This window comes from Sphingobium cupriresistens (genome assembly GCF_004152865.1).
Taxonomy (GTDB): domain Bacteria; phylum Pseudomonadota; class Alphaproteobacteria; order Sphingomonadales; family Sphingomonadaceae; genus Sphingobium; species Sphingobium cupriresistens.
On sequence record NZ_SEOO01000002.1, the window covers coordinates 101,071 to 127,465 of the forward strand.

Consider the following 26,395-nt stretch of genomic DNA (forward strand, 5'->3'; position numbering starts at 1 on the left):
TGCGTCGCGCAATGCAATGGCGACATCAGTTTCTTGGGTTCGCGGGTCGGCCCCCCGCAGGAGAATTTCATGCGTCAGTTCAGCCGTCATTCGTCAAGCGGGCGCATCCTGCTCGCGATCGGCCTCAGCGCGCTGGTGCTGGGCGCGTCTGGCTGCACCCGCGTTCGCACGCATCAGGGCTATTCGATCGACAAGCTGCTGGTCGATTCGGTTCAGCCCGGCATCGACAATCGCGCTTCGGTGGAAGGAACGCTGGGCCGTCCCAGCTTCATTTCGCAATTTGGCGAGCAGGACTGGTATTATGTCTCGCGCGAGATGCGCGCGCTGGCCTTCTCCAATCCCAAGCCGGTCGAACAGACTGTGCTGCGCGTCCGCTTCGATCCTGCGGGCAATGTGACGGCGGTCGATCGCATGGGTCTGGATCAGGTCGCCCATATTTCGCCCATGGGCGACAAGACCCCGACACTGGGCCGCAACCGCAGCCTGTTCGACGAGATTTTCGGTAATATCGGTGCGGTCGGCGCTGGCGGCATGGGCGGCGCTGGCGGCGGCAGCAACACCGGCGGCGGCCCGAACGGCAGCTAAGGTTGGATGACCTGACCCCGTTCGTGCTGAGTAGGGGCTGAGCGCAGTCGAAGACCCGTATCGAAGCATCAAGCGCAGCGCATGTATCTTCGATACGCCATTTCGACTTCGCTCAATGGCTACTCAGGACGAACGGATGGGATCAATGTAATCACGCTCGCGGCCTTCACGACAAGTCACCCTCATTCCCAGCCGCCGCCCAGCGCCAGGAAGATAGCAATCTGGTCCTGCACCAGTTGCGTCCGCGCCGCCGCCGCTATGACCTCCGCACTGGCCAGGCTGCGCTGCGCGTCCAGCAGCGACAGGAAATCGCCCCGGCCAAAGCGGAACAGCTTGCCCGCCTGATTGGCGGAGAGCGCTGCGCTGTCCCGCGCCCGGTCCAGCGCCGCGGCGCGCTCTGCATCGCGGCGATAGCTTTCCAGCGCCGTCTCGGTCTGGCGCAACGCCTCCAGCACGGCGCCGTCGAACCCGGCCAGGTCGCCCCGCACCGCCGCATCGGCTTGCGCGATTCGCGCCCGCACCACCGGCCGGTTGGGGAAGCTCCAACTGATCAGCGGCCCCAGGCTGAAGCCGAAGGCCGTGCCAGACCCCAGATCCTTGAGCGGTCCCGACAGGCCGACCGACCCGCCGATGCTGACCTGCGGATAGAGGTCGGCGGTCGCCACCCCCAGCCGCGCGGTATCGGCTGCGATCGCCCGCTCGGCCTGCCGGATGTCGGGCCGCCGCCGGATCAGCGCCGCGCCGTCCCCCACCGGCAGGGCCATGCGCAACGCCGGTAGCGCGGCGCAACTCTCTACATCGCGCGGATAATCGGCCGGCGGCCGCCCCAGCAATGTCGCCAGCAGATAAAGGCCGTTCTGCCGCTGCGCCTCGAACGCGGGCAGCGCCGCCGCGCTCGTCTCCACCGCCGCCTGCGCCCGGCTGACGTCGAACGCGGTGCCGCGCCCGCCCTTGGCCAGCCGCCGCGTCGCGTTCAGCGTGTCGCGCTGCAACGCCACCACCTGCCGGTTTACGCCCAGGCTGTAATTGGCCGCGCACACCTGCGCATAGGCGCGCGCGGTCGCCGCCGCGACGCTGACCCGCACATAGTCGCGCGCCGCCGCGCTCGCCTCGACATCGGCGCCGCTCGCTTCGATCGCGCGCTTGATCCGGCCATTGAGGTCCAGCGGATAGCTGGCCGACAGGCCCAGATCATAGCCGACCACGCCGGGCAGGCTGTATCCGGTGCTGGACGGACGCGACAACGTCGTCCCGCCGCTGACCCCGGTCGCGATCGTGCGCCCGCCCTCCGCCTCGCGCAGCACGGCCTGCGCCTGGGCCAGATTGGCGTCGGCTTGGGCGAGGTCGGTATTGGCGGCCACCGCCTGTTCGATCAGCGCGTCGAGCTGCGGATCGGCATAGAGGCGCCACCAATGGTCGGGCAGGTCGGCCTGGCTATAGGGTCCGCCCTGGGCCGAATGAAACGCCCCGGTCGCGGCCGGCGCGGTGGCGGCGGACCGGGCCGGCGGGCGATAATCCGGCCCGGCGGTCGCACAGGCGGACAGGGCCAACACCAACAGCGCGGGCCCCAAACCCTTATGCGGTCCCGCGCAGGCGGGAACAGGCTGCCTTTTGGCCCGGTTAGCCTTAGCCATGACGGCAAACCCCCGCCTTGCCATCCTTGTCCCCATTTTTCTCAGGCGCCGCGGGCTGCACCGTCACCGTTGCGGTCCGGCCCGAAATCAGCCGCAACCCCGCCGGCGCCTTGTCCAGCTTCACCCGCACCGGAATGCGCTGCGCCAGCCGTACCCAACTGAAGGTCGGCTCGACGGAGGGGAGGAGGTTGCCGCTGTTGGTCCGGCTGTCGTCGTCGATGCCGAAGGCGATGCTCTCGACCCGGCCGTGCAGATCCTGCGCCTCGCCCATCAGTCGCACCGTCACCGGCGCGCCGATGCAGATCAAACCCAGCTTGGTTTCCTCGAAATAGCCCTCGACCCGCATCGAATCGCTGTCGATCAGCGCCAGCGCCTGGCTGCCCGCGCCGACATAGTCGCCCGGATGCAGGTCCAGGTTGGTGACGACCCCATTGACCGAGGCCCTGACCTGCGTGCGTTGCAGGTTCAGCGCCGCGCCCTCGCGCGCGCTCATCGCCTCGGTCAGCGCGGCCTGCGCCGTCTCGACGCGGGCGACATTCTGTTCATGCGTCTCCGCCGCCACCAGATCGCCCAGCGCCAGGTCGCGCCGCGCCTCCCGCCGCGCCTGCGCCAGCGTCGCCTGCGCGCTGGCGATCTGCGACCGGGCCTGATCCAGCGCCAGTGCGTAACGCGGCGTGTCGATCACGAACAGCAGGTCGCCGGCCTTCACCTGCTGGTTGTCATGCACCGCGACCGACGTCACCAGCCCGCTGATGTCGGGCGTCACCCGCACCACATCGGCGCGCACCCGCCCGTCGCGGGTCCAGGGGCTGCGCTCATAATGATTCCACATCCAGATCGCGACCAGCGCCGCGGCGATGACGAGCAGGATGGTGGCGGCGCTGCGGACCAGCGTGGACGAGAGGCGGTTCATAGACGGATTCCAAAGGTGGGGACGAGCAGCGCGAGGGCGCCGAGCAGGAGGATGAAGAGGCTGAGGTCCACCGCCGCACGATAGGCCAGGAAACGGTACAGGCCGAAAGCGCCGATCAGCCGGGTCAGCGCCCAGCTCAGCACCAGCGCGACCAGCGCCAGCAGCAACAGGGTGGGGATATAGATGCCCCCCAGGGCGATTTCGCCGGTCATGCCATGGCCCTCCGATAGGCATGGGCGTCGGGGAACAGGTTGCGGCGCAGGCTCACCAGCCCCAGCACGCCCTCCCGTCGCACCGGCAAGCGCGGATGGGCGCTGATGTCGCTGATGGCGCTGTCGATATCGTGCAGCAGCGCAGGATCGGCTTGCGCCGGCCCGTCCGGGTCCAACCCGCGATAATGGCGGCTGACCCCGCCCAGCACGGCGGCCAGCGGCGCGCCTTCCTGGATCGGCAGGTCCAGCCGCAACTGGCGCAACTCGCCGATCGCGACCCCGGTGCGCAGGTCGCGCAGCGCATCGTAGAGCGGTTTGCCGCTATCGGCGCGGGTCGCCGCCAGACGCGGGGCGAGCAGGGCGATCCGGTCGAGCATCCGGTTGATCCAGCCACGCACGTCGGGGGGGCTCATCAGCGTCGCGCGATTGGCGATGTCGGCCCAGCCCGCGCGCAACGTGCGGCGGATCGCGTCTTCGACCCCGGCCGATTGCAACAGCCCGGCCATGATGATCGCGAACCAGATGCCGACGATCTGCGCCACCGCGCCGTTGATATAGCTGCCAAAGGCGCTGACATAGCTGCTCGACAAAAGCACCGGGCTGCCCAGCCCCAGCAGGGTGGGCAGCGCAATCCCCGCCCAGCGCGGCGAGGCCATCATCGCGCCGAGCATCAGCAAGGCGGGCGCATAGGCCAGCGCCAGCATCGCAAAACCGTCCAGCCGCGGCATGATGGCATAGCCGTACAGCGCGCCCAGCGCCGACGCGGCGATCGTGCCGACCATGAATCCCTTGAGCGGGGCCAGCGGATTGTCGAGCGCCGCGAACAAGGCCAGGAACACGCCGGCCAGCATCACCGCCGTCCCGCCATCCTTCCACCCGCTCAATATCCAGATCGCGCAGCCCAGCGTCACGGTGACGAAGGCGCTGAACGCGCCGCGCGCCGCGCTGGCGTAATCGCGGTGCAACTCGCGATTGCGGCGACCCTCCAGCAGCTGCGCGACCCTCGGCGTCACCGCGGCGCGACTGTGCGTCGCCATCTGGTCGTGCAGGTCGCGGCAGTCGCGATGCGCCGCGATCAGCGTGGCCAGCCGGGCATAAAGGCTCAACCGCATCATGTCGGCCCATCCCATGTCGGGCGTCGCCGCCGGCTCCATCGCCGCACAGCGGTCGATCAGCGCCTGGGCCAGCAGCGCCCGGCTGTCATTGTCCACCACCGGCGAATCCAGCCAGGCGCGTATATCGGCGATCAACGTCTCGACCTGCGGCGGCACGGTCCCGCCATGGGCGGCCTTCAATTGCGCCAGCCGGTCTTCCGCCGCCGCGCCCAGCGGCAGCAGCATCGACAATTGGTCCTGCAATGCGCGCACGGTGCGCACGCGCGGCGCCAGGCGGCTGATGTCGAAGGGCAGGTGGACCGACATCTGGTGCAATTCCGTGACGTCCTGCGCCAGCCGACGGCGTTCGGCATCCAAACCTGCCACTGGTTCCGTCGCGATCGCGTCGCGCGACCAGCGTTCGGCGTCGCGCAGCATCCCCTCCACCCGCGCCAACAGCGTGGTGGTGATTGATCCGGGCAGTATCACGCTATGGACCAGGCTGCCGCAGGCGATGCCGATCAAAATCTCCTGCACGCGCAGCGACGCCACCGTGAAGATCGTTTGCGGCGTATCGACGTCGGGGAAGACGATCAGGCAGGCGGTATAGCCCGCCAGCACGAACATATAGGATCGCGGCGTCCGGTCCATCAGCGAGACGAACACGCACAGCGCCAGCCATGACGCCATGGCCAGCGCCAGCAATTCGGGCGCATTGACCAGCGGCGGCACGATGGCGACCGCGAACATCGCGCCGACCAATGTGCCCACGGCGCGGAACACCGCCTTGGAAATCACCGCGCCGGCCATGGGCTGGGCGACGATATAGCTGGTCAGGAACGCCCAATAGGGCCGCTCCAGCCCGATGCTGAACGCGACATAAAGCGCCAACATGCTCGCCGCGAGGCATTTGAGGGAAAAGAGCGCGGCCGGCGCGCCGAAGCGCTCGCCGATGATTTTGCCGCTCATGGCCGGATGCTCACGCCGGGCTCTTATGCTCGGCGATGCGCAGGCTCAGCAGGTCGAGCAACCACACGGTCACCTCGATCGCGCCGTCCGGCACGTCCTTCAGCAATTCGCCCCGCAGGGCGTCGAGCTTCGCTTCGATCCGGCCGACCAGTTCCTGCCCGGCCGGGGTCAGGGCGATGATGTTGGATCTTTTGTCGTCGGGATGCTGCGCCCGCGTCACCAGCCCCGCCGCCTGCACCTGGTCCAATGTGCGAACCAAAGAGGGTTGGCTGATGTCCAGCGACTCGGCCAGCGCGCTCTGGCCCACCTCGCCGCCCAGCCGGTCGATATGGATCAGGCACCAGGCGGCGCTGTTGGACACGCCGAATTCCGCCAATACGGTATCCGCCAACTGCCGCCAGGCGCGGGCGACCGGGGCCATCTTGTGCGCGAGCGCGCGCTTGGGTTCTGACAGGGGCATTTCCATTAGATAGCTAACTAATGAAAATTGTCAATGGCGTGTTGCTGTCACACTCGTTGTCGCACGATGGAAATGGGCCGTGCGATCGATCCGCCATATGCCGTGCTCCCGCGCAGGCGGGAGTCCAGTCCTGCCGTCTGACTGGGCTCCTGCCTGCGCGGGAGCCCAGTCAAAGCGCCTTACGCCCGGCGCGTCCCGTTAAAGGCCGACGCCCCGAACGCGCCCAGTTGCATCGTGCCGGTGATGGCGTCGCCCGCCACCGCGGCCTCGCATTCCAGCGTCATCGGCATGGGCATGGTCATCTCCATCTTCCATGTCAGCGCGTCGCCATCGACCTTGCCATCGACCACGTCCAGCGACCCCATCATCCCGGCGAAGGTCCCGTTGAAACGGTCGCCGCTGCTGACGACGGTGAACACGCCCTTCTGGTCGCCCATCGGCGTCTTGGCCACGCAATCATAAGCGCCATCTACGGTTGCCATATCCAGTCTCCTTTACGTTCGCGTCAATCCGCGAGTGTGCCCATTTCCACCGGCAGCCCCACCGCGTCAAGCTGCGGTCGCACCAGCTTGGCGTCGCCGACCACGACCCAGATCAGCCGGTCGGGGTTGATCGCCTCGCGCGCGGCCTTGTCGAAGTCCGCGGCGGTCATGGCGCGATAGACTTTGGGCAATGTCTCGTAATAATCGTCCGGCCGGCCGACCAGGCTGTTGCGCATCATCGCGGACAGCAGGTCCGACGATGTCTCGAAACTGCCCGGCAGCGACAGGATCTGGCTGTTGATCGTCTGGTTGCGCTCCGCCTCCGTCGTGCCCTTGGTCGTCAGATAGTCCTTGATGTCCTGCCGCGCGGCGATGATCGACTCGCCGGTCTTGTCGGTCTGCACCGGCGCATAGACCAGCAGCGGGATCGCCTCCTTGACGCCCGGCAGCGCCGTACCTGCGCCATAGGCCCAACCCTTCGTCTCGCGCAGGTCCATCGTCAGGCGCGACGTCGTGCTGCCGCCCAGCACTTCATTGGCGGTCTGCAACGTCACCGGGTTGTCGGTCCCCGCCTTGTTGGTCAACAACCCGCCCAGGATCAGCGATTGCGGGCTTTGCGGCTTGTCGATCAGGATGATCCGTGACGGACGCATCATCTTGTCCATGCGGAACGTCTTGGTCCCCTTCGCCGTCTTGGGCGCCTTCCAGTCGCCGAAGCGCTTTTCCAGCAGCGGCATCAATTCGGCCAGCGTCGTATCGCCCGCGACGAAGATGGTCGCATTGTCGGGCCGCAGCCAGGCGTCGTGGAAGGCGGTCAGGTCCGCCCGCGTCACCGCCTTGACGCCGCTTTCCGTGCCAGACCCGGTGAAGGGAATGCCATAGGGATGAGCCTGCCCATAGAGCAGGGGCGGCAGCATCCGCTGCGCGATCGCCATCGGCTCGGTCTTTTCCGACGCGATCCGGGTCAGCACCTGCCCGCGCAGTCGCTCGACCTCGGCCGGCGCGAAGGCGGGGTTGCGGATCACATCGGCCAGCAGGCCCAACGACGCATCCAGATTGGGCTTCAGTGCGAACAGGCCGACATTGGTCCGGTCCATGCTGTTGGCCGCGCTGATCGACGCGCCCAGCCTTTCCTGCTCCTCGGCGATCTGCACCGACGACCGGGTTGTGGTGCCTTCGTCCAGCAACGCGGCGGTCAGCCCCGCCGTGCCCAGCTTGGCCCGGTCGTCGGCGGCATTCCCTGCGTCGAAAGCGACCGATATCCGCACCGTCGGCACCGTCGCGCGATGGGCCAGAACCACCGGGATGCCGTTCTTCAATGTGGCATGTTCGACATCGGGAAAGTCCAGATCCTTGACCGGCTCGATCGGCGGCTCGGCGATCTTGGTCGGCGCGGCCAAAGCCCCTGCCTGCGTCGTGATGACGGGCGCGGCGGCATCGGGATTGCGGAAGAAGGCGGGCCTGTGCGTCGCATTCCCCGCCAACGCATTGTCCGCGGCGCTACGCTCGCCCGGCGCCACGGTCAGGCGCAACACGGGCCGGCCCAGCCATTTGCGCGCCGCCGCGCTCACCGTTTCGGGCGTCGCCCCGGCATAAACGGCCAGGTCTTTCTTATATTTGGCCGGATCGTTGGAATAGACCGCACCCTCGGCCAGCGTCACCGCCTTGCCCGAAAAGCCGCCGACCTTTTCCAGCCCGGAAATAGTGCCCGCCGCCTGGGTGGTCGCCGCGCGCAGCACTTCGTCCGCGCTCGGCCCCTTGGCGAGATAATCGGCCAGCAGCGCGTCCAGCCGCTTGCCCACCGCCACCGGGTCGGCGCCCGGCTTCACGTCCACGGTGATCTCGGCGATGCTCAGCTTCTCGAACGGCTGGATGCTGGCCTTCACGCTGACCGCGACCTTCTCGTCGCGCACCAGCACATTGTCGAGCCGCGAGGATTTAAGCCCCCCAAACACTGTCATCGCCAGGTCCAGCTGTTGCAAATCGGCCGAATTGACCCCCGGCACGATCCAGTTGCGATACAGCCGCGTCGCCGCGACATTGTCGTGCATCACCTTTTCGACATCCTTGTCGAGGCTCGGCACGGTCGCGTCCACATCCTTGGGGGCCGGGCCGGCGGCGATATTGCCGAACCACTTCTCGACCTTCGTCTTGGCGGTTGCGGCATCAATGTCGCCCGCCAGCACCAGCACGGCGTTGTTCGGCCCATAATGGGTCTTGAACCAGCTCTGGACGTCGGCCAGGCTCGCCGCGTTCAGGTCCGCCATCGACCCGATGGTGGAGTGGCGATAGGGATGGCCCGCGGGCAGCATCGCGTCGAGCTGCGCATATTCGACCAGGCCATAAGGCTCATTCTCGCCCATCCGCTTTTCATTCTGCACGACGCCGCGCTGCGTATCCAGCTTGGCCTGCGTCACCGCGCCCAGCAGATGCCCCATGCGATCCGATTCCAGGAACAAGGCCCGGTCGAGCGCGCCGGTCGGCACCGTCTCGAAATAATTGGTGCGGTCGAACCAGGTCGTCCCGTTCCAGTCGGTCGCGCCGATATCTTCCAGCCGTCCGAAGAAGGGACCATCGGCATTTTCCGAGCCATAGAACATCAGATGCTCGAACAGATGGGCAAAGCCGGTCTTGCCGACAGGTTCATAACGCGACCCGACATGATACCAGATCGACACCGCCACCACCGGCGCCTTGCGGTCGGTATGGACGATGACGCGCAGCCCGTTCTTCAGCGTGAATTCCTCATAAGGAATATCGACCTGGGACACGAGGCTGGCGACCGGGGCGGGCGCTGCGGCCGCTACGGGCTTGGCGGCCTGCGCCATGGGAGACAGCGCCAGAACCGACAGGCCCAGCATCAGGGACAGGCGGCGCGACATCAGGGAAAGGGCCATGAGAACCTCATGAAAAGGGGAGCTTTAGCGAGTGCAGAACGCGGCTGAAGCGACAATGGGCGCAGCATAGCGGGCCGTTTTAGACGTGCAATACGCTTATTGCTGGACATGGCCGGGGGAGGGCGGCAATCCTCCATCGATACCGTAATCCAGTGGACATATCCTTTCATGAAAACCGCCATTGCCTTCGCCGCCATGACGGCGCTGTTGTTGCCCGCCGCCCTCTCGGCTCAGAACGCCGCCGATCCGGTCTTCACCCCCGCGGCCATGCGCGCCCATGTCGAATTTCTCGCCGACGACCTGTTGAAAGGTCGCGACACCGGCAGCGAAGGGCATGAGATCGCCGCCCGCTACGTCGCCAGCCAGTTCGACGGTCTCGGCCTCGAGCCTGCCGGCGACAATGGTAGCTGGCTCCAGCGCATCACCTTCCAGAAAACCGAATTTGACAAAACGCCCGCCACGCTGACCGTCACCGGCCCGGCCGGGGCGAAAAGCTTCACCCACGCCGGCGACGTGATCGTCGGCATAAACGCCGACCAGCCGCATCTTGACGTCACGGCGCCGCTCGTCTTCGTCGGCTATGGCCTTGAAAATGCGCGGCTTGGCCTCAACGACTATGCCGGCCTCGACGTGAAGGGAAAGATCGTCGTCACCCTGCGCGGCTATCCCAAGGGGCTGCCGAGCGAGGAGGGCGCACATCTTTCCGCCACCAAGGGGAAGATCGCCGAATCCCATGGCGCGATCGGCATGATCGCGTTCAACACGCTCCAGTCGGCCAAGGCCCGTCCCTGGGCGCGGATGGTGCAGTTCGCCGACGAACCCGATTTCACCTGGGTTTCGCCCGAAGGCGTGCCGTTCAACGCGGCACCGGGCCTGCGCGCGTCCGCGATGCTGAACGATCCGGCGGCACAGGCTGTGTTCGCCGGCGCGCCCACGACCATCGCCGCGATCCGCAAGGCCGCCGACAAGCCGGGCGGCAAGCCGAAGGGCTTCGCGCTCAAGACCGGCGTGACGATCAAGGCCGACACGGTCAGCCAGCGCGTCACCAGCCCCAATGTCGTCGCCATCCTGCCCGGCAGCGACCCGAAACTTAAAGACGAATATGTCGTCCTCTCCGCCCATCTCGACCATATCGGTGTCAGTGCCGCCAAGCCTGGCGACGCGCCGGACAAGGACCGGATCAACAATGGCGCGCTGGACAATGGCGCGGGCATCGCCACCATGCTGGAAGTCGCCCGCGCCATGGCTGAGGCGCCGGACAAACCGCGCCGCTCGATCATCTTCCTGGCCTCCACGGCGGAGGAAAAGGGCCTGCTCGGCGCCGACTATTATGCCCGTCATCCCAGCGTCCCGGTCAGGCAGATCGTCGGCAATGTCGATCTCGACATGCCCTTGCTGCTCTATCCCTTTACCGACCTCATCGCCTTCGGCGCGGATCATTCCACGCTGGGACCGATCGTGGCCAAGGCGGTCGCGCCCATGGGCGTGAAGCTCTCGCCCGATCCAATGCCGCAGGAGACGATCTTCGTGCGCTCGGACCATTATATGTTCGTGAAACAGGGCGTCCCCGCCGTCTTCCTCGCCACCGGCTATGCCAATGGCGGCGAAAAGGCTTGGGAAGCGTTCCTGGGCGGCGCCTATCACCACCCCGGCGATGACATGAGCCAGAAGATCGACTGGACCGCCGGCGCCCGCTTTGCCGAGGCCAATTACCGCATCACCCGCGCCATGGCGGATGGCGATGCCGCGCCCCTCTGGTATCAGGCGGATTTCTTCGGCGACACCTTCGCGCCGACTGTGTCCAAGGCGGCCAAGCCCTGACGGCAAAATAGGGGGAGCCTGGCTCCCCCCACCCTAGAATCAGAAGCGGTAGCCGACCGTCAGAGTCAGCGAGTCATAATCTGCATTCTTGAAATATTCGTTCTTCGCATGGGTGTAGAGCAAACCAACGCGCAGCAGGTCGCTGCCCGCGCGCTGCTCCGTCTCGCGCATGCGGAAACCGAAATTGATCGCGGCTTCATGCACCTGCTCGAACGCCATCGTGTCCTTGGCGCCCAGGGTGAAGACATAGCTGGTGCGCAGCGACGTCTGGCGCCCGAACATCCGGCCGCCCAATGGCAACTGATAGGCCAGCCCGTTACGGAACCACCAGTTGCGCTGCTTGAAATAGTCGGCGCTGTCCTGGCTGGTGATGCCGGTGCGGACCGTCTGGGTATAGCCGACCAGATTGCCCATGGTCAGTTCGCCACGCCCGATGCCGGCAAAGCGATAGTTGCTGGACAGGGTCGCCGACGCCAGTTCACCATCGCCGCCCAGCCCCTTGCTGGCGTCGGTGGCGGTATAGGACACGCGCGGGGTCAGCCACCAATTGGTGCTGACCGGAATCTGCACGCCCACGCCCAGCCCGATCGAAAAGGCCTTCAGGCCGCCATGCGCGCTGGCAAGGCCGCCGGCCGTGCTGTTGACGTTCAGATATCGCGCCGGGACGGTGATCAGCAAGCGGGTGCGGTTGCGTTCCGACAGACGGATGCCCTTGGCATATTTAAGGTCGAAACGCTGGCCATCCTCATTGGCGACGCTCCACGCCGTCGCCGCGCCGCCGATCGTGTCTGAATCGCCGTCCAAGTCGAAATCGAAATCCATGTCCAGCGCATCGGCGACCGCCCGGAAATTGGCGCTGTCGGGGCTACCGCAGCTCAGTTGCAGCGGTGTGCTGTTTGCAAAGGAAAAGGGAATGCCGAGAGTCGTCAACTGGCTGGTGCGCAACGGCACGATGCCGCCCGTCACAGTGGGTACGTTGATCCGTTCTACGCCAGTCGCATCGATATAGGGAATATAGGTGCCCGGAACCAGGCCGATCGGCGATGCGCCGATCGTGTAGCCCCCGACGGCGTCGCAATGGGTGTTGGCATAGGCTGCCGGCGTGGAAGCCAGCATGGCCGCTAGAATGACGAGTCGCTTCACGAAATTTTCCCCCCGGAATAATGCGGTGCGACCCGGTGGAATCGATTAGAAGAAGAAATCGGATCTGCCTAGATGGTGCGAAGGTGCCGGGCTTACCGCGGTGGGCGACAAAGTCTGTTTCCGCTCTTGTGTTGCTATTGGGCAACACTACATCAGGGGCAATTCACTCCAAGGGGCTATCATGAACCTCGAAAAATTCACCGACCGCGCCAAGGGTTTCCTGCAATCGGCGCAAACTGTCGCGATCCGCATGAGCCATCAGCGGATCGGCCCGGACCATCTGTTGAAGGCGCTGCTGGAGGACAGCGAGGGCATGGCGTCCGGCCTCATCAAGGCGGCGGGCGGCTCGGCGCAAGTCGCGTTGCGCGACATCGACGCGGCGCTGGCCAAGGTGCCGGTCGTGTCCGGCTCCGGCGCGCAGCAGACGCCAGGCCTCGACAATGACGCCGTGCGCGTCCTCGACAGCGCCGAGCAGGTCGCGGCGAAGGCGGGCGACAGCTTCGTCACCGTCGAACGGCTGCTGCTCGCGCTCACTCTCGCCACCACCACGACCGCGGGCAAGGCGCTGGCCGCCGCCGGGGTGAAGGCCGAAGCGCTCAACGCTGCGATCAATGCCTTGCGCGGTGGACGCACCGCCGACACGGCGGGCGCGGAGGATCGCTACGACGCGCTCAAGAAATTCGCCCGCGACCTCACCGAAGCGGCGCGCGCGGGCAAGCTCGATCCCGTCATCGGCCGCGACGAGGAAATCCGTCGCACCATCCAGATTCTTGCCCGCCGGACCAAGAACAACCCCGTCCTGATCGGCGACCCCGGCGTCGGCAAGACCGCGATCGCCGAAGGCCTCGCCCTGCGCATCGCCAATGGCGACGTGCCCGACACGCTCAAGGACCGCACCCTGATGGCGCTCGACATGGGGTCGCTGATCGCGGGCGCCAAATATCGCGGCGAGTTTGAGGAGCGCCTCAAGGGCGTGCTGGACGAAGTGAAGGGCGCGGACGGTCAGATCGTCCTGTTCATCGACGAAATGCACACGCTGATCGGCGCGGGTAAAAGCGAAGGCGCGATGGACGCGGGCAATCTGCTCAAGCCCGCGCTCGCCCGCGGCGAACTCCACTGCATCGGTGCGACCACGCTCGACGAATATCGCAAATATGTCGAAAAAGACCCCGCCCTCCAGCGCCGCTTCCAACCGGTCTTCGTCGGCGAACCAACGGTCGAGGACACGATCAGCATCCTGCGCGGCCTGAAGGAGAAATATGAGCTGCACCATGGCGTGCGGATCACTGACGGCGCGCTCGTCAGCGCGGCGACGCTCTCCAACCGCTACATCACTGACCGTTTCCTGCCCGACAAGGCGATCGACCTGATGGACGAGGCCGCCAGCCGCCTGCGCATGGAGGTCGAATCCAAGCCGGAGGAGATCGAAAATCTCGACCGCCGCATCATCCAGCTCAAGATCGAGCGAGAGGCGCTGAAGAAGGAGACGGACAAGGCGTCCGCTGACCGCCTGACCACGCTGGAGGAAGATCTCGCCAATCTGGAGGAGCAATCCGCCGCGCTGACCACGCGCTGGCAGTCGGAAAAGGACAAGATCGCCGGCGAAGCCAGGGTCAAGGAACAGCTCGACGCCGCCCGGCTAGAACTGGAGCAGGCCCAGCGCGCGGGTGACCTCGCGAAGATGAGCGAGCTGTCCTATGGCAGCATCCCCGCGCTCGAAAAGCGGCTCGCCGAAGCGGAAACCGCGTCGGAAGGCGCTATGCTGCGCGAGGAAGTGACGGCGGAGGATATTGCCGGCGTCGTCGCCCGCTGGACCGGCATCCCGGTCGAACGGATGATGACGGGTGAGCGCGAAAAGCTGCTGGCGATGGAAGAAACGCTGGGCAAGCGCGTCATCGGGCAGGCCGATGCGGTCAAGGCCGTGTCGACCGCGGTGCGCCGCAGCCGCGCCGGCCTGCAAGACCCCAACCGCCCGCTCGGCTCCTTCCTCTTCCTTGGCCCCACCGGCGTCGGCAAGACCGAGCTGACCAAGGCGCTGGCAGGATTCCTGTTCGACGACGACAGCGCGATGGTGCGCATCGACATGAGCGAGTTCATGGAGAAGCACAGCGTCGCCCGCCTGATCGGCGCGCCGCCGGGCTATGTCGGCTATGAGGAAGGCGGCGTCCTGACCGAAGCCGTCCGCCGTCGCCCCTATCAGGTCGTGCTGTTCGATGAAGTGGAGAAAGCGCATGGCGACGTGTTCAACATCCTGCTCCAGGTGCTGGACGACGGCCGCCTGACCGACGGGCAGGGACGCACAGTGGACTTCACCAACACGATCATCGTGCTGACGTCGAACCTGGGCAGCCAATATCTCACCGGCCTGGCCGATGACGAGCCGGTGGAAAAGGTCGAGGATCAGGTAATGGACATCGTCCGCGCCCATTTCCGCCCGGAGTTCCTGAACCGGCTGGACGAAGTAATCCTGTTCCACCGTCTGGGCGCGGCCCATATGGCCCCGATCGTGGATATCCAGGTGGCGCGTATCGGCAAGCTGCTCAAGGATCGCAAGATCGTGCTCGATCTGACTGACGAGGCGCGTGCCTGGCTCGGCCGGGTCGGCTATGATCCGGTCTATGGCGCGCGGCCTTTGAAGCGCGCGGTGCAGCGTTACCTGCAAGACCCGCTGGCCGATCTCATCCTGCGCGGCGAAGCGCCGGACGGATCGACGGTCCGCGTGGAGGATGGCGACGGCGCGCTGAAGCTGACGGTGGTATAAGGCAAAAGGCCCGCCGAATCGATCGGCGGGCCTTTCTCCCTCATGGCGCAGAAAAAGCGGAAGCGATCAGCCGCTTGGGTTCATGCCCGCTCGGCTGCGGGTAATCAAATCGTCGGCGTCACGATTCTGCTGCTCGCTCATCGCCCGCCATTCCGCATTGGTCTTGCAGATGCGCTCCTTGCGCACCAGCGATCCGGTGACGGCGATTCGCTTGCAACGGGTGGCATTCGGATCGTTGCGATCCAGCGCTGGCTTGTCCTGCGCCAGCGCTGGCATCGCCATGGCGAACAAGCTGGCGGCCATCATGGTTTTCAAAATACGCACCTATAATCTCCCAGAAAGGCGGCCTGGCTGGTCCTGCCTCTTCGCGTGAACCCCGCTGCCTGCCGTCGATCAGATGGTCGCGCGGACGTCACTCGTCTTGCTCGCATCGGCTGTGGCATAGAATTGCTTCAATAATTGCTGCTCTTCAAGCGACAAATGCGGGTTCCACACGTCGAATATCAACACGGCGCGGACATGCTCGCTCTCGTTCCACGCTTCATGCTCTATCGTGTCGTCGAAGGCGAAGGCGACGCCTTCTTCCCAGGCCCGCGTTTCGCCACCGACCCGAAATAAGCAGCCCGGCGGCACGACCAGCGGCAAATGGACGATGGCGCGGCTGTTGGTGACGCCGGTATGCGCGGGAATCCGGCTTTTGGGCTTGAGCAGCGAAAAGAAGGCGGACGGCGCACGGCCGGGAATGTCGGCGCGGGGCAGCGCCTCCAGCGCGGCGACCGTTTGCGGACAGGCGGAGCAGATCGCTTCGTTGCGCACGCCATATTCCCACAGGAAGGACGCGCCCCAATCAAGCGATCCGTCGAGCGCGGTCCATTTATTTTCCGGCGTCCCCGCCTCCTGTCGCACATAGGGGCGGACCGCGCCGCCATCTTTCGCGATCAACGCCAGAAATTCGGCGCGGATCGCATCGGCTTGCGCCTCCAACTGCGCCATCCACGGGAAATGCGCTCGATCGAAAAATTCGTCGGCGGGCAAGAAGGGGTAATGCAGGCCGGAACATTGGTTTTGATAGAGGGTGCGGCGCCCGAACTCCCGGTCCAGGCACGCCTGGAACCGGCGCTGCGTCAGCGCGTCGGCGCTGCGCAGCCGGTCGGCCAATCCCGCTTCCACGAAAGCGGCGAAGCGCGCATGATGGTCGCCGACGAAGCGGCGGGCCTGCGCCAGTATCTCCAGCAGTTGAGGCGGAATGTCGGCCATGCCAGTGGTCAGCGCCAGCACCTTGTTCCAGCTGTCGGCTGCGCCTTGCGCCTCGTCCAGCCGTTGCTGCAATTGCGCCATGCGAATCTGCGCCATCAGGTTGCGCTGGTCGATCGCGATCGCCCGGCTCAACGCAGCCCGTTCCGCTTCCGCCGCGCCCAGGCCACGTTCGGCCGAGGCGACGTTCATCCATAAAGCGGCCTCGCCTGGATCGACCTGTGCCGCTGCGACGAAATGGACGCGCGCCGCCGCGAAATCCTGACGGTCCAGCGCGATAAGCCCCCGCAGGTTCAGCAGTTGCGGTTCGCCCGGCCGGCGCGTTAGCGCCTTGCCCACTATGCGATCCGCCTCTGCGTCCCGGCCCTGCCGCCGTGCCTCGATCGCCTGTTGCAGCAACCGCCCGACCGTTACGTCCATAAAGCTCCCCAGCCTCTTGCCCGTCCATCGCTACCAGAAGCCCATGCGCTGGCAAGGGGCCGTAATCCCGCATGACTTGTACATGCGAAAAACCCATGCGAAGGCGGGAGGCATGACGGCCTCCTTACCATCGACCCGCGACATCATGGCCAATGCCGAATGGCTCGCACACCGCTATGATCCCGGTCATGACGCGGTGCATTTGCGACATGTGCGGCGCGCCAGGCACGCAGAAACCCCGTTCCTGACCGACCAGCATCTGGGCGAGGACGATGCGCCATTGGTGCTGCGCCGCGTCGACGCCATGCTGGATGCGCCGGCCCCCGCGCCGATCCATTTCCTCTTCCATTCGGCCTATTGCTGCTCGACCCTGCTCGCCGCCGCCTTCGACTATCCCGGCGTCGCAATGGGCCTGAAGGAGCCGGTGCTGCTCAACGACCTGATCGGCTGGCGACATCGCGGCGCAAAAGGGCCGGACGTCGCGCGGGTGCTTGATGAGGGGCTGCGCCTGCTCGCGCGGCCCTTCGCGCCCGGCGAGGCGGTGGTGGTCAAGCCCTCCAACATCGTCAACCCGCTGATCCCCGCCCTATTGGGATTGCGGCCGCAGGCACGTGCGCTGCTGCTGCACGCCCCGCTCGACGCCTATCTCGCCTCGATCGCGCGCAAGGGCATGTGGGGCCGCCTGTGGGTGCGCGACCTTTTCGGCAAGTTGCTGCGCGAAGGGATGCTGGCGCCGCTGGGCATCGCGCCCGACGATTATCTGGGCCTCACCGACATCCAGGTCGCGGCCGCCGGCTGGCTGGCGCAGCAACGGCAGTTTCAGGATATCGCCATGAAGCTGGGCGATCGGGTGGCGACGCTCGACAGTGAAACGCTGGTGGCGCGTCCGGGGGACAGTCTTGCGGCGCTCGCCCGGCTGTTCGGCCTGGCGCTGGACGAGCGCGCGATCGCGACCATTGTCAACGGGCCGATCTTCGCGCGCAATGCCAAGGATGGCGCCGATTTCGCGCCGGGCCACCGCGCGCAGGAGGCACAGCGCGGCCTGGAGCTTCATGGCGAAGAGGTGGAGAAGGTCGCGCATTGGGCGCGGGTGCTGGCGGACAATGGCGGCATCGCGATGGCCTTGCCCAATCCGCTGCTGGCTTGATCGCGGCAGGGTCGGCCACCGTCCGACTGACCGCAAACGCATAAGAAAAGGGCCGGTGTTTCCACCGGCCCTTTCTTTTTCCTGGCTTTATCGAAGGATCAGAAGCGCAGCTTGGCCGCGATGGCATAGCGGCGGCCCAGCGCGTCGTAGGTCGACGGATAGACGTTGCCGCTGTTATATGCCGTGGAACCGATGCCGGCACCCACGATCTTGGGCTTGTTGTCCAGCAGGTTCTGGACGGTCATGGTGATCGTCACTTCGTCGCTGACATGGAAACGGCCAGTCAGGTCGAAATAATGCTCCGCCTTGATTTCGCGGAACGCAGGATCGATCATGCAACCACCTTCGTCGGCACCCGTCGGATTGGGGCAACCAGCCGGATCGGTCAAGGCAGCGGCGAGGTCATCAGCAAGCTGCTGAGGCTCGAAGTTCACCTTGTCGATATAGCGCCACAGCAGCGAGAGGTCGAACGACTTGAAGGCCAGCGTGGTGCGCTGCGAGAACTGCCATTCAGGCTGGATCGACGCGCAGTTGACCGAATAATAGCCAACACACTCGCGGTTGATCGACGTCGATGTCGCCTGGAACTTCGAGCTGTTGGTCCAGTTGCCGGTCAGGCTGAGCGACAGGTTGGCGAAGCCGACATCTTTGCTGTAGTTCAGCGAGAAATCGATACCATCGGTGGACAGCTTGCCCAGGTTCGACTTGGCCAGCAGCAGACCCGGCGTCGTAGCCGCTTCACCGAACAACTCGCCGGTCAGCGGGTTGCGACGGATCGAGGTACAGGCCGCGCTGGTTGCACTGGAAGCCGAGATGTTATCGAAGCATGCCGAAATCGCGTCGCCCGGAGTGGGCTCGGTGATCGCGCCGGTGATCTTGATGTTGTAGTAGTCAACCGTCGCCGAAAAACCGGGCACGAAGTCAGGCTGCCATACTGCACCCAGGGTCCAGCTGTTGGACTTTTCCGGGCCGAGGGCGAGATTGCCGCCGCCGGTGTAGTTAACCTGGCCAGCCGGATCGTTGGTGATCGCACCGATCGTGTTGGCAGGGGCGCCTTGGGCAAGGCAGATTGCCGCCAGATTGGCATTTCCGAGCGGAGCCGAACCCGAGCAAGGATCGGTGCCCAAGTTGGTCAGAAGCGTGTTCTGCGGCGAGAAGAGCTCATCGATGTTAGGCGCACGAACCGCACGGGCATAGTTGCCGCGGATCTTGAAGCCATCGACAGGGGTCCAGCTACCGCCTGCTTTCCAGGTCGTCGTCTTGTAGCTCGGATTTGTCGCAGCATCGACGCTGTACTTTGAGTAACGAATACCAGCTTCCAGCGTCAGATCCTGGAAGAAGGGCTTGTCCTGAACCAGCGGCAGAACGAGTTCACCGAAGGCTTCGTACACGTCATAGCCGCCGTCGATGTTCGGTGCCGCACCGCCTGCGCCGCCCAGATCTCCGGACTGCGACAGAAGATCGGATTCCTGGCTCGCCTGATACTTACGATATTCGCCACCGACCGCGAAAGCGATCGAATCGCTGGCAAAAGGCGAAGCCACGCCAAAGTCGCCGTTGATCGTGCCATGCACCTGCGCGAGCGAGGTCTTGGTCGTCACTTGGCTGTTGGCGTTCAGGAAGCCATTCATCGCCGAGTTGATCGAACCGTCGGGGCCAAAGGCGTTGAGCGGCACGCACCCGTTGGTGTCGGTCAGGCAGGTTTCGGTGTTGGTCGCCAGCAGCGCCTGACGGACGCGGCTGTTGAGCCAATAGCCCTTCTGGGTCTGGATCTGCTCGCTTTCGCCATAGGCGCCCGAAACATCCCAGTCGATCGTGTCGGTGATGCCGCCACGCGCGCCGATCTTGTAATCGAAGAAGGTGGTGGTGAAGTCCGAGATACGCGGACCCAATTCAGTGGCGCGGCGCGAGAAGGCCGTGGTCACTTCGCGATAATTCGGGTCGTTGGGGTCGGTCGCCGTGGCGGCCGCGGTGCATTCTGCCTGCGTGAACAGCGGCGTGTATACGCCGGCGGCGATGTCGGCCGGCGACGCGATATTACGGCCGCAGAAGGCATTGCGCTGCGCAGCAGTCAGATAGGGGTTGCTCAGCGGAACCTGAACGCCGATGCCGAACGCGCCCGACGGGGCGATGATCGTGCTGACGGTGTTCTTCGAGAAGATGCCACGGCTATAGACTTCGACAGCGTCGCTGACTTCGTAACGGCCCGCGCCATACATGTTGAAACGCTCGAACGGCGTCTGGAACACGTTGAAGGGGTTGAAGTTATAAGCGTCGAACGCGGTGGTAGGACGGAAAGCCGTACCATCGGCGGTCACCTGACGGTTGCCGTTGCCGCCGGCAGTGCCCGACGGGTTGGTGTTGGAGAAGCGCGAAGGGGTGGACGTGCCCGAACCGCCGCCGACGACGCCGGTGTAGGAATCGATATTCAGAGCAGAAAAGGAACGGTCGCCCTGATAGACCGGGTCCGACTGCTGATAGCCAACGCTGAACACGACATTGCCGCGACCATCGTCGAAGTTGGCGCCCAGCGTAAGATCGGCGCGGACATAATTGCCGTCGCCCTGCTCGGTCAGCTGGTTGGAGACGTTTGCTTCCAGGCCCGCGAAATCATTCTTCGTCACGAAGTTGACGACGCCCGAAATGGCGTCCGCGCCATAGGTGGTCGATGCGCCACCGGTCAAGACGTCGACGCGCTCGACCAGCGCCAGAGGCACGTTGTTAAGGTCGAAGATGCCGGCCAGCCCGGCAGGCGCCAGACGATCGCCATTCAGCAGGACGATGTTGCGATTCTCGCCCAGGCCACGGAGGTTGACGTAGGATGCGCCGCCGTTGCCGTTGTTGACGGCCGTGCCGATGCTGGGAACGATGCCCGGAATTTCACGCAGGATTTCTTCGGCGGTGTTGTTCTGCTTCAGTTCGATCTGGTCAGCCGTGGTGGCGGTGACCGGGGTCGAACGCGCCAGGTTCGGATTCTTGATCAGCGATCCGGTGACGATGATGGTGTCGCCCGCTTCGGCTTCCGCCGCCTGCGGTGCGTCCTGTGCGAACGCAGCCGTCGCGATCAGCGACGCGCCCAGAATCGCCGGTGCGGCGCTGGCACGCAATAGTGCCCTCTTCGAAAATGTTTTCACGGTTCCAGTCCCTTGCTCTGGAGTTTGGCAGATAGCCTGCCACAGATGTGGCCCGTACAGAGGGATATGGTGCCCGACAGCGATCCCCCCATATGGATGACCCCGAAACTGCGCGGGGTTCAGGGCGCTGTAAAGCGGTGGAAAAGGGCGACGGCCGCTTTTGGATGTGGCTGTATCATAAATGCAACAAGCGGCAACGCCGGCTGTTTTACGCCTGTATTGCAAGATAATTACACGAAGTTACAATAGGATGTAGCAATCATGCATCAGGCTGCGGAGCAACCCACCGAATGTGGCGCTACCATCCGCCTGGATCGGCCGGGGCTGTCATATTGACGTCATCGTTTACGGGTGCATGTTAAAGCGCATCAGGTGGTTCGGCGAAGGAAAAGCGGATATGAACGGCAAGCGCGGCAGGATATTGGCGCTATCTCTATCTCTGTGCCTTGTGGTCGGCATCGGACAGGCGCAGGCCGCGCCCAAGCAACAGCCCCGGCCGGAAATCTTCACAAACCTGCTCCAGTGTCGCACCATAACGGACAATAGCGCGCGCCTCGCCTGTTTCGACCAGCAGGTCGGCGCGATGGACGTCGCCGCCCAGCGCGACGAAGTGGTGGTGCTCGACAAGAGCGAACTCAACAGGACGCGCAAGACGCTGTTCGGCTTTTCCTTCCCCAAACTGCCCTTCCTGGACGGGGGCGACGATGATGATGGCGACAAGCCGCAGGCGGAAGGGGTCACCCATATCGACGCCGTGATCGCGTCGGTCCGCAGCCTGGGCTATGGCAAGTGGCAGATCGGTCTGGAGGACGGCGCTCAGTGGATGACGACCGAGGCGATGACCGCGCGCGACCCCAAGCCGGGCCAGAAGATCGAGTTGAAGCGCGCCGCCATGGGCAGCTTCATGGGCAAGGTCGAGGGCGGCCGGGCCGTGCGCATGAAGCGGGTGAGCTGACCCTTACAGGCCGTTCGGCATCGGCCCGGCGACCAGCATCGGGTCGATCCGCGCTTCGCTCCATTTCATCCCCCAATGGAGATGCGGCCCGGTCGCGCGCCCCGTCGCGCCGACTGCGCCGATGCGTTGCCCTTGCGCCACAGACTCGCCGACCTTCACGTCGATCCGCGACAGGTGCAGGAAGGCGCTGTTGAGGCCGTGGCCATGGTCGATCATCAGCAAATGCCCCTCCAGCGAGAAAGGCTTGTCCGCCGCCGCCAGGATCACCACACCGTCGGCCGGCGCGACCACTGGCGCGCCCGTCGCGCCCGCCACATCGACGCCGCCATGATAGGCGCCAGGCGTCCCCTGATAGACGCGCTGCGATCCGAACAGCCCCGATATCCGCCCGATGCGCGGCCAGATGAAGCGCTGTCGCCACCCTTGCGCGTCCGTCACCGTCTCCCGCGCGGCGGCGATCGCCTCCAGTTCCGGCTTGCGCATCGCCAGAAAGGCCTCGGTGCTCTTGGTCGGCCGCATCGGCGCGTCGATCCGCTCGATCCGCCAGGCGCGGGGGGCAACGGTCAACGCGCGCTCGACCGTTCGTCCGTCAGGCAGCCGGGCGACCAGGCGCGCGGTCGGCGCGGCATCGCGGTCGAACGCGATCAGGAAACGCCCGTCGGCGTCCACCGGCACCAATTGCGCGTCCAGCTTGAGTGCGACCGTCCCGGCCGGCGCGGTGCCGACCAGCAGGCCGCCCTGCGTCGCCGCGCCGGTCAGCTGAAAATCGGTCCGTGTCGCCACGGGACGAGCGCCGGGCTGCGCGACGGCCGCGCCGGCGCACGCCAGCAGCAGCGCCAGGCCGATCCGCCTCATCGCGGCCCGCGCGCCCGCAATTCCGCCTGCACCGACGCATCGGCGCTGGCATAGGGTTCCTGCCGCGCGATGCTCCAATAGCGCAAATCCTCCAGCGCGATTCTTTGCCCGGTCACGGCGCACAGGACATGGTCGCCCGCCTGCAACACGCGGAAACTATAGGGCATATAATGGAGCCGGGCGATCCGGTCGCTGTTCGACATCAACATGGGTCAGGCCTTTCTTCGCCGCATCAGGAAAATAGATCCTGCTGCGGCGTTTCGTCCGCCTCGCGCGTCTTGCGCACGGGCCGCGATGAAGGGGATATAGCGACCGGCGGGCGCTTCTCAAGCGGCGGCGCATCGCCAATGGCGGCGTCCACGGCGCCATCCTTGAAATGCAGCGTCACCTGGCCCGCCGCCTGCGCCGCCGCCACCGACTGGACCAGCCGCCCCTGCGCCATCACACGCGCATAGCCTTTTTGCAGCGGCCGATCGGGATCGAGCGAGGCGAAATGGCGCGATACCCGGTCCAAGACGATGGCCCGATCGGACAAAGCGCGTTGCAGATAGTCGGGACGCAGCTTCAGCCGGTCGAGCCGTTCGCCCGCGCGCTGCACATGCTGGCGCAACAGGGCCGGTCGCAGCGCGCCGCCCGCTTCATTGAGATGCGCGCGCGCCACCACGAGCCGGTGGCTCAGGCCGCGATTGAGCCGCGCACTGGCGTCATCCAGCCGCTGCCGCTGGGGGCTGAGCAGCATGTCGGGCGTGGGCATCAGCCGCGCCTGCATCTCCAGTCGTTCCCGCGCCTGCGCCGCGCCGCGGCGCACCGCGCGGCCCGCCCGCAGGCCCATCTCGGTCAATCCCGCCAGCAATTCCGCACGCACCGGCACCGCCATTTCGGCGGCGGCCGTGGGCGTAGGCGCGCGCCGGTCGGCGGCATAGTCGCACAGGGTCGTATCCGTCTCATGACCCACCGCCGATATGATCGGAATCGTGCAATCGGCGACCGCGCGGACGACAATCTCCTCGTTGAAGCTCCACAGATCCTCGATCGACCCGCCGCCGCGCGCCACGATCACCAGGTCCGGGCGGGGTAGGGGGCCGCCGCCGTCCATCGCGCTGAATCCCCGCACCGCCCGCGCCACCTGCTCGGCCGCGCCCTGGCCCTGCACCAGCACTGGCCAGACCAGCACATTGGTCGGGCAACGATCGGCCAGCCGATGCAATATGTCGCGGATCACCGCGCCGGTCGGCGACGTCACGACGCCGATCGTGCGCGGCAGGAAAGGCAGCGCCTTCTTGCGTTCGACCGCGAACAACCCTTCGCCCGCGAGTCTGGCTTTGAGTTTCTCCAGCAACGCCATCAGCGCGCCTTCGCCCGCCAGTTCCATCCGCTCGATCACGATCTGATATTTGGATCGCCCCGGATAGGTGGTCAGCTTGCCGGTCGCGATCACCTCGACCCCGTCCTGCGGCGAAAAGGCCAGCCGCTGCGCCCCCCCCTTCCACATCACGCCGTCCAGCACCGCATTTTCGTCCTTCAGCGCCAGATAGAGATGCCCGGACGCCGCCCGCTTGAAGCCCGAAATCTCGCCGCGCAGCCGCACATGGCCGAACCGGTCCTCGACCGTGCGCTTGAGCAGGCCCGACAATTCGCTGACGCTGAGCGCCGCCGCGTTGTCCCCTGCGCGTTCCTCCGCTAACAGGCGGGCCGAACTGTCATAGACATCAAATTCCGGGGACATGGGCGACATGAACATCCTTTTGCTTGGCGGCGGCGGCCGCGAACATGCGCTGGCGTGGAAGCTGGCGCAATCGCCCCGGCTCGATACGCTCTACGCCGCGCCGGGCAATCCGGGCATAGCCGAGCACGCCACTTTGGTCGACCTCGACGCGACGGATCATCGCGCGACGATGGATTTTTGCATCCGCCATTCGATCGGCCTGGTGGTGATCGGGCCGGAAGCGCCGCTGGTTGATGGCCTCGCCGACAATCTGCGCACCATGGGCGTGCCGGTGTTCGGCCCCAACAAGAAAGCGGCGCAATTGGAAGGATCGAAGGGCTTCACCAAGGATCTGTGCCAGCGCGCCAACATCCCCACCGCCGCCTATGTCCGCGTCTCCAGCAAGGATGGCGCGGTCGCCGCGCTCGACGATTTCACCCTGCCAGTCGTCATCAAGGCCGACGGGCTGGCCGCGGGCAAGGGCGTCATCATCGCGCAAACCCGTGACGAAGCGATCGAAGCGCTCGACACCATGTTCTCAGGCGCATTCGGCGCAGCGGGGGAGGAAGTGGTGCTCGAAGAGTTCATGACCGGAGAGGAAGCCAGCTTCTTCGCGCTGACCGATGGCGTCGCGATCCTGCCCTTCGGATCGGCCCAGGACCATAAGCGCGTCGGCGACGGCGACACCGGCCCCAATACCGGCGGCATGGGAGCCTATAGCCCGGCCCGCGTGCTGACGCCGGAACTGGAGGCCGATGTGATCGACACGATCATCCGGCCGACCGTCGAGACGATGGCGGCGGAAGGGATGCCTTATTCGGGCGTCCTCTATGCCGGCCTGATGCTGACGACGGACGGCCCCAAGCTGATCGAATATAATGCGCGTTTCGGCGACCCTGAATGCCAGGTCTTGATGACCCGCTTTGACGGCGATCTGATCGACCTGCTGCTCGCCGTGGCGCAAGGGACGCTGGCCGATCAGGGGCCGGTCCAGTTGGCGGATCGCACCGCGCTGACCATCGTCATGGCGGCCAACGGCTATCCCGGCACGCCCGACAAGGGCGGCCCGATCGGCGGCATCGACGCGGCGCAGCAGGGCGGGGCGAAGATTTTCCACGCCGGCACCGCGGAAAAAAACGGCGCGCTGGTCGCCAATGGCGGGCGCGTCCTCAACGTCACCGCGACCGCGGATACGGTCGGCGCGGCGCAGGCGGCGGCCTATGCCGCGGTGGACGCGCTCGATTTCCCGACCGGATTCTGCCGCCGTGACATCGGCTGGCGGGAGGTCGCGCGCGAAGCGCAATAGGCCATGCTCTTGCAGCGGGCGGCAAAGCATCCTTAAATAGCGTAAGGATTTGGCAGGGGAGACGGAGCGCGATGCAGGAATTCTTCATGGACTATGGATTGTGGCTGCTGGTCGCATTGCTGGTCGTCATCGCGCTGGTCTTCCTGCTGTCGGGCAAGCGCAAGGCGGAAGAACCGGTCGAACCGTCCGTCCCCGGCGCCGCGTCCCCCCCGGCGCCCACCCCATTTGTCGATCCGATCATTGCCGCGCCGGTCGCTCCCGCGCCGGTCGTGGTGGAGCCTGTCGCGCCTGTGGAGCCGATCGCGCCGGTCGAACCTGTCGCTGAACCGATGCCCGCGCCGGAACCAGTTGCGCCGTCGCCTATTCCCGTCTCGCCCGCCATCGCGGCGGTCGGGGATGAGCATGACGACCTGCTGCGCCTCAAGGGGGTCGGTCCCAAACTCAAGACCTTGCTGATCGAACTGGGCGTCACCCGCTACGCCCAGATCGCCGCATGGGGCGATGCCGACATCGCTGCGATCGACGCGAAGCTCGGCAATTTCAAGGGCCGCCCGGTGCGCGATCAATGGGTCGATCAAGCCAAATATCTCGCCGCTGGCGACATTGCCGGCTTCGAAGCCAAATATGGCAAGCTCTGACCTCATTTGA

At 65.6% G+C, this 26,395-nt stretch carries 21 protein-coding genes; 7 read left to right on the forward strand and 14 right to left on the reverse strand.

Translation table 11 applies throughout. The features are described 5' to 3' along the window. The first annotated feature begins 69 nt into the window (after positions 1-69). The gene (locus EWH12_RS01775) at positions 70-585 is read left to right on the forward strand and encodes an outer membrane protein assembly factor BamE (protein ID WP_129925507.1); all 516 of its coding nucleotides are present in this window, start codon (positions 70-72) and stop codon (positions 583-585) included. A 182-nt stretch (positions 586-767) separates the two neighbouring features. Here the strand turns inward: EWH12_RS01775 and EWH12_RS01780 are convergent, their stop codons facing one another. From EWH12_RS01780 to EWH12_RS01810, 7 genes are all read right to left on the reverse strand, one after another. After that, complete coding sequence (locus tag EWH12_RS01780) at positions 768-2,141, reverse strand: efflux transporter outer membrane subunit (RefSeq protein WP_242495926.1); 1,374 nt, start codon at positions 2,139-2,141, stop codon at positions 768-770. Between the two features lie 70 nt (positions 2,142-2,211). Continuing rightward, a complete protein-coding gene (locus EWH12_RS01785; protein WP_129925509.1) occupies positions 2,212-3,132 on the reverse strand; it encodes an efflux RND transporter periplasmic adaptor subunit in 921 nt (306 codons plus the stop codon). Next, positions 3,129-3,344, reverse strand: a complete 216-nt coding sequence (locus tag EWH12_RS01790) for a DUF1656 domain-containing protein (RefSeq protein ID WP_066607122.1) — start codon at positions 3,342-3,344, stop codon at positions 3,129-3,131. Before EWH12_RS01790 ends, EWH12_RS01785 begins: the two co-directional genes overlap by 4 nt. Further along, positions 3,341-5,407, reverse strand: a complete 2,067-nt coding sequence (locus EWH12_RS01795) for an FUSC family protein (RefSeq protein ID WP_129925510.1) — start codon at positions 5,405-5,407, stop codon at positions 3,341-3,343. The genes EWH12_RS01790 and EWH12_RS01795 overlap by 4 nt, the downstream gene beginning before the upstream one ends. Before the next feature lie 10 nt (positions 5,408-5,417). Then, on the reverse strand, positions 5,418-5,867 hold the full coding sequence (locus EWH12_RS01800) for a MarR family winged helix-turn-helix transcriptional regulator (protein WP_066607553.1): 450 nt from the start codon (positions 5,865-5,867) through the stop codon (positions 5,418-5,420). A 179-nt stretch (positions 5,868-6,046) separates the two neighbouring features. Next, positions 6,047-6,349, reverse strand: coding sequence for a hypothetical protein (locus tag EWH12_RS01805; RefSeq protein WP_129925511.1), 303 nt, complete (start codon positions 6,347-6,349; stop codon positions 6,047-6,049). 23 nt (positions 6,350-6,372) lie between these two features. Next, the gene (locus EWH12_RS01810; RefSeq protein WP_129925512.1) at positions 6,373-9,246 is read right to left on the reverse strand and encodes a M16 family metallopeptidase; all 2,874 of its coding nucleotides are present in this window, start codon (positions 9,244-9,246) and stop codon (positions 6,373-6,375) included. 168 nt (positions 9,247-9,414) lie between these two features. On the opposite strand from EWH12_RS01810, the gene EWH12_RS01815 reads away from it, so the two are divergent. Further along, entirely contained in the window at positions 9,415-11,067 is a 1,653-nt protein-coding gene (locus EWH12_RS01815) for a M28 family metallopeptidase (protein WP_129925513.1), read from the forward strand. Between the two features lie 39 nt (positions 11,068-11,106). Here the strand turns inward: EWH12_RS01815 and EWH12_RS01820 are convergent, their stop codons facing one another. Continuing rightward, a complete protein-coding gene (locus EWH12_RS01820; RefSeq protein ID WP_129925514.1) occupies positions 11,107-12,210 on the reverse strand; it encodes a hypothetical protein in 1,104 nt (367 codons plus the stop codon). A 181-nt stretch (positions 12,211-12,391) separates the two neighbouring features. On the opposite strand from EWH12_RS01820, the gene clpB reads away from it, so the two are divergent. After that, entirely contained in the window at positions 12,392-14,971 is a 2,580-nt protein-coding gene (gene clpB, locus EWH12_RS01825; protein ID WP_129925515.1) for an ATP-dependent chaperone ClpB, read from the forward strand. A gap of 66 nt (positions 14,972-15,037) precedes the next feature. On the opposite strand, the gene EWH12_RS01830 is transcribed toward clpB, so the two are convergent. Beyond that, on the reverse strand, positions 15,038-15,277 hold the full coding sequence (locus EWH12_RS01830) for a hypothetical protein (RefSeq protein ID WP_422917708.1): 240 nt from the start codon (positions 15,275-15,277) through the stop codon (positions 15,038-15,040). Positions 15,278-15,364: 87 nt separating this feature from the next. Continuing rightward, complete coding sequence (locus EWH12_RS01835) at positions 15,365-16,645, reverse strand: aspartyl/asparaginyl beta-hydroxylase domain-containing protein (RefSeq protein WP_207212345.1); 1,281 nt, start codon at positions 16,643-16,645, stop codon at positions 15,365-15,367. A gap of 112 nt (positions 16,646-16,757) precedes the next feature. Here EWH12_RS01835 and EWH12_RS01840 point away from each other — a divergent pair, with 112 nt between their 5' ends. Beyond that, entirely contained in the window at positions 16,758-17,792 is a 1,035-nt protein-coding gene (locus EWH12_RS01840; RefSeq protein WP_129925516.1) for a hypothetical protein, read from the forward strand. Between the two features lie 98 nt (positions 17,793-17,890). Here EWH12_RS01840 and EWH12_RS01845 read toward each other — a convergent pair whose 3' ends face one another. Next, positions 17,891-20,926 (reverse strand): TonB-dependent receptor domain-containing protein, encoded by a 3,036-nt coding sequence (locus tag EWH12_RS01845; protein WP_129925517.1) that lies wholly within the window; start codon positions 20,924-20,926, stop codon positions 17,891-17,893. Positions 20,927-21,323: 397 nt separating this feature from the next. Between EWH12_RS01845 and EWH12_RS01850 the strand changes: the two genes are divergently transcribed. Next, complete coding sequence (locus EWH12_RS01850; protein ID WP_242495918.1) at positions 21,324-21,881, forward strand: hypothetical protein; 558 nt, start codon at positions 21,324-21,326, stop codon at positions 21,879-21,881. A gap of 3 nt (positions 21,882-21,884) precedes the next feature. Here EWH12_RS01850 and EWH12_RS01855 read toward each other — a convergent pair whose 3' ends face one another. From EWH12_RS01855 to xseA, 3 genes are read right to left on the reverse strand one after another with little or no spacing between them, the layout of a single operon-like run. Next, complete coding sequence (locus tag EWH12_RS01855; RefSeq protein ID WP_082679157.1) at positions 21,885-22,736, reverse strand: M23 family metallopeptidase; 852 nt, start codon at positions 22,734-22,736, stop codon at positions 21,885-21,887. Continuing rightward, a complete protein-coding gene (locus EWH12_RS01860) occupies positions 22,733-22,945 on the reverse strand; it encodes a DUF2093 domain-containing protein (protein ID WP_129925518.1) in 213 nt (70 codons plus the stop codon). Before EWH12_RS01860 ends, EWH12_RS01855 begins: the two co-directional genes overlap by 4 nt. A gap of 23 nt (positions 22,946-22,968) precedes the next feature. Continuing rightward, the gene (xseA, locus tag EWH12_RS01865) at positions 22,969-24,462 is read right to left on the reverse strand and encodes an exodeoxyribonuclease VII large subunit (protein WP_129925592.1); all 1,494 of its coding nucleotides are present in this window, start codon (positions 24,460-24,462) and stop codon (positions 22,969-22,971) included. A gap of 7 nt (positions 24,463-24,469) precedes the next feature. Here xseA and purD point away from each other — a divergent pair, with 7 nt between their 5' ends. Both purD and EWH12_RS01875 read left to right on the forward strand, forming a co-directional pair. After that, a complete protein-coding gene (purD, locus tag EWH12_RS01870; protein WP_066607545.1) occupies positions 24,470-25,747 on the forward strand; it encodes a phosphoribosylamine--glycine ligase in 1,278 nt (425 codons plus the stop codon). Positions 25,748-25,818: 71 nt separating this feature from the next. Next, the gene (locus EWH12_RS01875) at positions 25,819-26,385 is read left to right on the forward strand and encodes a hypothetical protein (protein WP_129925519.1); all 567 of its coding nucleotides are present in this window, start codon (positions 25,819-25,821) and stop codon (positions 26,383-26,385) included. The last annotated feature ends 10 nt before the right edge of the window (positions 26,386-26,395 follow it).